This window comes from Microbacterium umsixpiens (genome assembly GCF_053543675.1).
The window spans coordinates 22,148-28,636 of record NZ_JBLVOH010000227.1; the positions used below are offsets into that span (position 1 = coordinate 22,148).

Genomic DNA, 6,489 nt, shown 5'->3' on the forward strand with positions numbered 1-6,489 from the left:
GAGGCCGGCGTCACGGTGGCGGGCTCGCTCACGCCGCAGCGCACGCAGGAGTTCTACGACACCGTCGCCCGCGCCGGCGTCGACCTGTTCGTCATCCGCGGCACCACGGTCTCCGCCGAGCACGTGTCCAGCGTCGCCGAGCCCCTCAACCTCAAGAAGTTCATCTACGACCTCGACGTCCCCGTCATCGTCGGCGGAGCCGCCACCTACACCGCGGCACTGCATCTCATGCGCACCGGAGCAGCCGGCGTCCTCGTCGGCTTCGGCGGGGGAGCGGCGTCCACGACCCGCGCGACCCTCGGCATCCACGCGCCGATGGCGACCGCGGTCTCCGACGTCGCCGCCGCGCGCCGTGACTACCTCGACGAATCCGGTGGCCGCTACGTGCACGTGATCGCCGACGGCGGCGTCGGCACCTCGGGCGACATCGTCAAGGCGCTCGCCATGGGGGCGGACGCCGTCATGCTCGGCGTCGCGCTGGCCCGCGCCACCGACGCGCCCGGCCGCGGATTCCACTGGGGTCCTGAAGCCCACCACCCGAAGCTCCCGCGCGGTCGTCGGGTCGAGGTCGGCGGCATCGGCACGCTCGAGGAGATCCTCTACGGTCCTGCGCCGGTCGCCGACGGCACCGCGAACTTGATCGGGGCGCTGCGCAAGTCGATGGCGACCACCGGATACTCCGACCTCAAGGAGTTCCAGCGGGTCGAGGTCGTGCTCGCACCGTACGAGGCCTGAGGTTCAGCGCACCACCGTGACGACTCCTGCTCTGTTCCCCCCGACCCTGCGTGAGGTCATGCTCCGGGGACGCTGGATCGGCATGCTGCTGCTCTGCCTCCTCGTCGCCGGCGTGTTCGCCTGGCTCGGACAGTGGCAGCTCGAGCGTGCGATCGAGACGGATCCGCCCGACCCCGGCGCCACCGAGCAGGTGCAGCAGCTCACCGAGGTCCTCGAACCGGGCCAGTATCTTCCCGAGCCGCTCGTGGGGCAGCGGGTGGAGACCTCCGGTGTCTGGGTTCCCGAGGACTTCATCGTCGTGTCGAGCCGGTTCAACGACGACGTCCAGGGCTACTGGGTCACCGGGCAGCTGCGCGTCGACGAACGGACATCGATCGCGGTCGCGATCGGATGGGCCCCGGACCGCGCGGCGGCCGATGCGGCAGTGAAGGAACTCGAGTCCGGTGCCGACGGGTCGGTGGTCGAGATCTCGGGGCGCATCATCTCCGACGAGGGGCCCAAGGTTCCCCCGCACTCCGATCCGGAGCGGTTGGATCGGATGTCACCGGCTGCTCTCCTCAGCCGCTGGCACGACATCGAGCAGCTCGACGTCTACCGCCCCTACCTGGCCTCGACGACAGCGACCGACGGCCTGATCGACATCTCGTCGCCGGCGCCCGATGAGATGTCGCCGGTGAACTGGCTCAACGTCTTCTATGCGGTGGAGTGGGCGATCTTCGCGGGCTTCGCGTTCTACCTCTGGTACCGCCTGGCGAAGGATGCCTGGGAGCGTGAGGTCGAGGAGTTCGAAGACGCGGCTGCGGCGGAAACCGTCTGATCGATCCGCGCATCCGCGCGCGATTCGGTGCGCAATTGCGTGCCGCTGTCTCCCGATAGCGACCTTCGTCAGGGGTCGTCGAGGCCATCCGGTGAGCGCTCGATGACGAATCGGAAAACTCCGTTGAGGATGTCCGGACCGCTACGTATGCTCGCACCATGTGAGCATGCTGGGAGTTTCCCCTGTGTGCAGCGTCAGTCCTGAGAAGTGTCGAACCCGACCGAGGAGACAGCACCGATGATGTCCGCTCCAGACGACGAGAACCGCATGGGTTCCGTCTCGCACCGTAGAAGTCGGGGGCGCATCGGCGCTCTCGCCGTGACCTGCGTCGCCGCGTTGAGCCTCGGCTCGCTGGCCGCTGTGCCCGCCACCGCCGACACCACCGGTACGGGGGTGGTGATCAACGAGGCGTATCTCTCCGGCGGCAGCGCGGGAGCGGCGTTCAAGAACAAGTTCGTCGAGCTCTACAACCCGACCTCGGCACCGATCACCCTCGACGGCATGTCGCTGCAGTACCGCTCCGGCACCGGGACCGGCGCCGCCAACGGCGTCGCCACGCTCTCCGGCGTGATCCCGGCCGGCGGCCACTACCTCGTGCAGGGCAACAGCAACGGCGCGAACGGCGCCGAACTGCCCGCTCCGGACGCCACGAGCACACTGACCCCGAGCGGCACCACAGGAACGCTGGCGCTCGTCGAGGGCACGGCGGCGGTGACTCTCACTCCCGGTTCGGTCGTGGGCGTCGACGGCGTGGTCGACCTGCTCGGCTACGGCACCTCCAACACGTTCGAGACCAAGGCGGCTACCCCGCCCGCCGGCAACACCGACGTGAAGTCGCTGAACCGCACCGACGGCGTCGACACCGACGACAACAGCGCCGACTTCACACTCTCGGCCACGATCACCCCGCAGAACTCCGGCGACACCGACCCGGGCACGGACCCGGGCGGCGAGCCGACGAAGGCGACGATCGCCGAGGTGCAGGGCACGACCGACGTCTCTCCGCTGAGCGGCAAGACCGTGCAGGTCGAAGGCGTCGTCACGGCCGACTACCGCACCGGCGGCTACAAGGGCATCGTCATCCAGACGCAGGGCTCCGGCGGCGCGGCGGACGCGACTCCCGGTGCCTCCGACGGCGTGTTCGTCTTTCTGAACGCTCTGTCTCCGAGCCTCGAGATCGGAGACCTCGTCTCGGTCACCGGCTCCGTGAGCGAGTACTTCGGGCAGACACAGCTCAACCCGGCCGCAGCAGCCGACATCGAGGTGCTGACCGCCGGCGTCGGCGTTCCCGCCGTCACGCCGCTGCCCGCCACGGTGCAGGGTGCCGACCGCGAGCAGTACGAGAACATGTACGTGGCTCCCGAGGGCAGCTACCGTCTCGCCTCCAGCCACCAGCTCTTCAACTTCGGCACGCTGTGGCTGAACGCCGGAGCAGACCTCGCCGTGAAGAGCACGGAAACCACGCGTCCCGGCGGCGAGGCGGCGGCGATCGCCGCGGCCAACCGCGCCAACCGCATCCTGCTCGACGACGGCTGGTCCATCCAGGTGTCCAACAGCGGACACCCGGGCGAGCAGCCGTACTTCACGAAGGATGCCGTCGTCCGCAATGGCGACACGGTCGACTTCGGCGACAACGGCTACGTGCTGCAGTGGGGCTTCAACGACTGGCGTCTGCAGCCCGTCGTGCCGATCGACGACTCCTCGTCCGCCGACCTCAAGGTCGGCTTCGAGGCGACGAACCCGCGCACCGAGTCCGCGCCCGAGGTGGGCGGCGACGTGCAGGTCGCGTCCTTCAACGTCTACAACTACTTCACGACGCTGAAGAGTGAGAACTCGAACGCCCGCGGGGCCGCGAACGCGGCGCAGTTCGCGATCCAGAAGTCCAAGATCGTCGCGGCGATCAACGGACTCGACGCCGAGATCGTCTCCCTCATGGAGATCGAGAACTCGGTGAAGCTCGGCAAGCCCGTCGACACGGCCCTCAAGGATCTGGTCGCCGGCCTCAACGCCGACGCCGGCAGCGACGTGTGGGGCTACGTTCCCACGCCCGCCGCGCTGAACGACGCGGCGACGACCGACTTCATCACCAACGCGATCATCTACAAGAAAGACGCCGTCGAGACCGTGGGCGACAGTGCCACGGTCACCGACGAGACCGTGTGGGGCAATGCCCGCGAGCCGATCGCGCAGGCGTTCGACATCGACGGTCGCGTCGTGACCGTGGTGGCGAACCACCTGAAGTCGAAGTCGCCGCCCGAGGGGGCGGGCGCGGAGCCGGCCGACGGCCAGGGCTTCTTCAACGCCGACCGCGTGAAGCAGGCGAATGCGATCCTCGCCTTCACCGCTGAGCTCGAGGCGACGACCGGCAGCAGCGACATGCTGCTGATCGGCGACTTCAACGCCTACGGCAAGGAAGACCCGATCAATGTGTTCACGTCGAACGGGTGGAGCGACCTCGTCGCCGACAAGACCGATGGCCAGTACACGTACACGTTCGACGGCGAGCTCGGCTCGCTGGACCACGTGATCGCGTCGCCGTCGCTCGTGTCGTCGATCACTGGCGCGGGCGTCTGGGGCATCAACTCGCCGGAGTGGAGCGACCGCGGCTACGCGTACGGCGCCACCGAGGAGGGCACGCCCTACCGCTCCAGCGACCATGACCCGATCATCGTCGGCGTCTCCTCGGAGATCCCGCCGGTGAGCATCGACGTCGTCACGGTCAACGACTTCCACGGCCGGGTCGAGGCCGACGGTGCCGCCGCCGGTGCCGCCGTCCTCGCGGGAGCAGTGAAGCAGTTCCGCGACGCGAACCCGAACACGATCTTCGCCGGTGCCGGCGACCTGATCGGTGCGTCGACGTTCACCTCGTTCATCAACGACGACAACCCGACGATCGACGCGCTGAACGCGGCCGGTCTCGATGTCAGCGCTGCGGGCAACCACGAGTTCGACCAGGGCTGGGAAGATCTGCGCGACCGCGTGCAGGAGCGCGCGGACTGGGAGTACATCTCGTCGAACGTGTTCGTCACCGAGACCGGCGAGCCCGCGCTCGCACCGGCCTGGGTGAAGGAACTCGACGGCGTGAAGGTCGGCTTCGTCGGAGCGGTGACCGAAGACCTCGACTCGCTCGTCTCGCCCGAGGGCATCAAGGATCTCGAGGTCCGCAGCATCGTCGATTCCGTGAACGCGGTGGCTGACGATCTGCGCGACGGCGACGAGTCCAACGGGGAGGCGGATGTCGTCATCCTGCTCGTGCACGAGGGCGCATCCAGCGTCGAGCTGTCGAGCATCACTCCGGATTCGCCCCTCGGCGAGATCGTCTACGGCGTCGACGACGACGTGGACGCGATCGTGTCGGCGCACACCCACCTCGCGTACAACCACGTGATCGACGGCCGCCCGGTCGTCTCCGCGGGGCAGTACGGCGAGAACCTGGGCCTGATGAACATCAAGGTCGACCCGGAGACGTCGGACCTGATCTCGATCACCAACGAGATCAAGCCCCTCACCGCTGCCGGCAAGCCGCTGTACCCGGCGGTGCCCGAGGTGCAGGCGATCGTCGACCAGGCCAAGGCCGAGGCCGACATCCTGGGCGCGATCAAGGTCGGCGACATCACCGCCGACTTCAACCGGGCGCGCCAGAGCGACGGCAAGACGGAGAACCGCGGTGGCGAGTCCACCATCGGCAACTTCGTCGCCGACGTGCAGCAGTGGTCCACGGGCGCCGACCTGGCGCTCATGAACCCCGGCGGCATCCGCGCGAACCTCACCTACGCCTCGTCCAACGCGAACGATCCCGCAGGCAACGTCACCTATCGCGAGGCGGCGACGGTACAGCCGTTCGCCAACACGCTGGTGACGCTGACGCTCACCGGTGCGCAGCTGAAGGGCGTGCTCGAGGAGCAGTGGCAGCCGGCGGGTTCGGCGCGTCCGTTCCTGAAGCTCGGAGTCTCGGTGGGTCTGCTCTACACCTACGACCCCGCCGCGGCACAGGGCTCGCGGATCACGTCGATCACGCTCAACGGCACGCCAGTCGACCCGGCGGCGAACTACACGGTCGCCGCCAACTCGTTCCTCGCCGCGGGTGGAGACAACTTCTTCACCTTCAAGGAGGGCACGGGCAAGCGCGACACCGGCAAGATCGACCTGCAGTCGATGGTCGACTGGTTCGACGCGAACAAGACCGCGAGCCCGGACTACGCCCAGCGGGCAGTCGGTGTCGCAGTCAGCGCGGCGGATGCCGACGGCTACAGCGCCGGCGACCAGGTGACGGTGTCGCTCTCCTCGCTGGCCTTCAGCGCGGGTGAGCCGGCACCGGGCGAGGTGACGCTCTCGCTGGGCGACACGGTGCTCGCCACCGGAGCCGTCGACCCGGCCGTGGTCGACACCACCGATGAGGGCGGGCGCGCGAGCCTGACATTCACTGTTCCGTCGGGCGTCTTCGGCGAGCAGTCGCTCACCGTCGCGGTCGCCGGAACCGGAACGACGGTGCAGGTGCCGTTCACGATCGCCGGTGAGGAGGAGTTCGCCGGCACGATCACCCTGGGGTCGTCCAAGGTGGCAGCGGGCAAGAACCTCAAGGTCACCGGCGAAGGCTACGTGCCCGGTGAGACGGTGAACATCGAGCTGCGGCCGAAGAAGGGCAAGCCGGTCCAGGTCGGCACCGTCCAGGTGGCGGCGGACGGCACGTTCAGCACCCAGGTCACCGTGCCGAAGAGCGCGCCGTCGGGGAAGTACACCGTGGCGGCGTCTCAGGCCGACGGGGATGCGGCGACCGCCACGGTCACCGTCAACCGCGCCGGCGGCATCATCGGTGCGATCCTCGACTGGCTCTGGGAGCTGCTCACCCGGTGGTTCTGATCGGGGAAGAGCGGTTCTGATCCGCTAGTCGGATGACACAGGCGAAGGCCGTCGGGAGCGATCCCGGCGGCCTTCGT

General features: G+C 68.5%; 3 protein-coding genes. All 3 read left to right on the plus strand.

Annotation, left to right across the window (positions count from 1 at the left end; translation table 11 throughout):
* The coding region (locus ACNPM4_RS19155) for a GuaB3 family IMP dehydrogenase-related protein (protein WP_448986799.1) at window positions 1-735 on the plus strand (735 nt) is incomplete at its 5' end.
* Between the two features lie 58 nt (window positions 736-793).
* Complete coding sequence (locus ACNPM4_RS19160) at window positions 794-1,552, plus strand: SURF1 family protein (RefSeq protein WP_448986831.1); 759 nt, start codon at window positions 794-796, stop codon at window positions 1,550-1,552.
* Window positions 1,553-1,789: 237 nt separating this feature from the next.
* Complete coding sequence (locus ACNPM4_RS19165; RefSeq protein WP_448986801.1) at window positions 1,790-6,412, plus strand: ExeM/NucH family extracellular endonuclease; 4,623 nt, start codon at window positions 1,790-1,792, stop codon at window positions 6,410-6,412.
* Window positions 6,413-6,489 lie beyond the last annotated feature (77 nt).

Bases quoted from the DNA above. Each gene is read 5' to 3' on its own strand.
- ACNPM4_RS19165 (WP_448986801.1), top strand. From the start codon at position 1,790: ATGATGTCCGCTCCAGACGACGAGAACCGCATGGGTTCCGTCTCGCAC.
- ACNPM4_RS19160 (WP_448986831.1), top strand. From the start codon at position 794: ATGCTCCGGGGACGCTGGATCGGCATGCTGCTGCTCTGCCTCCTCGTC.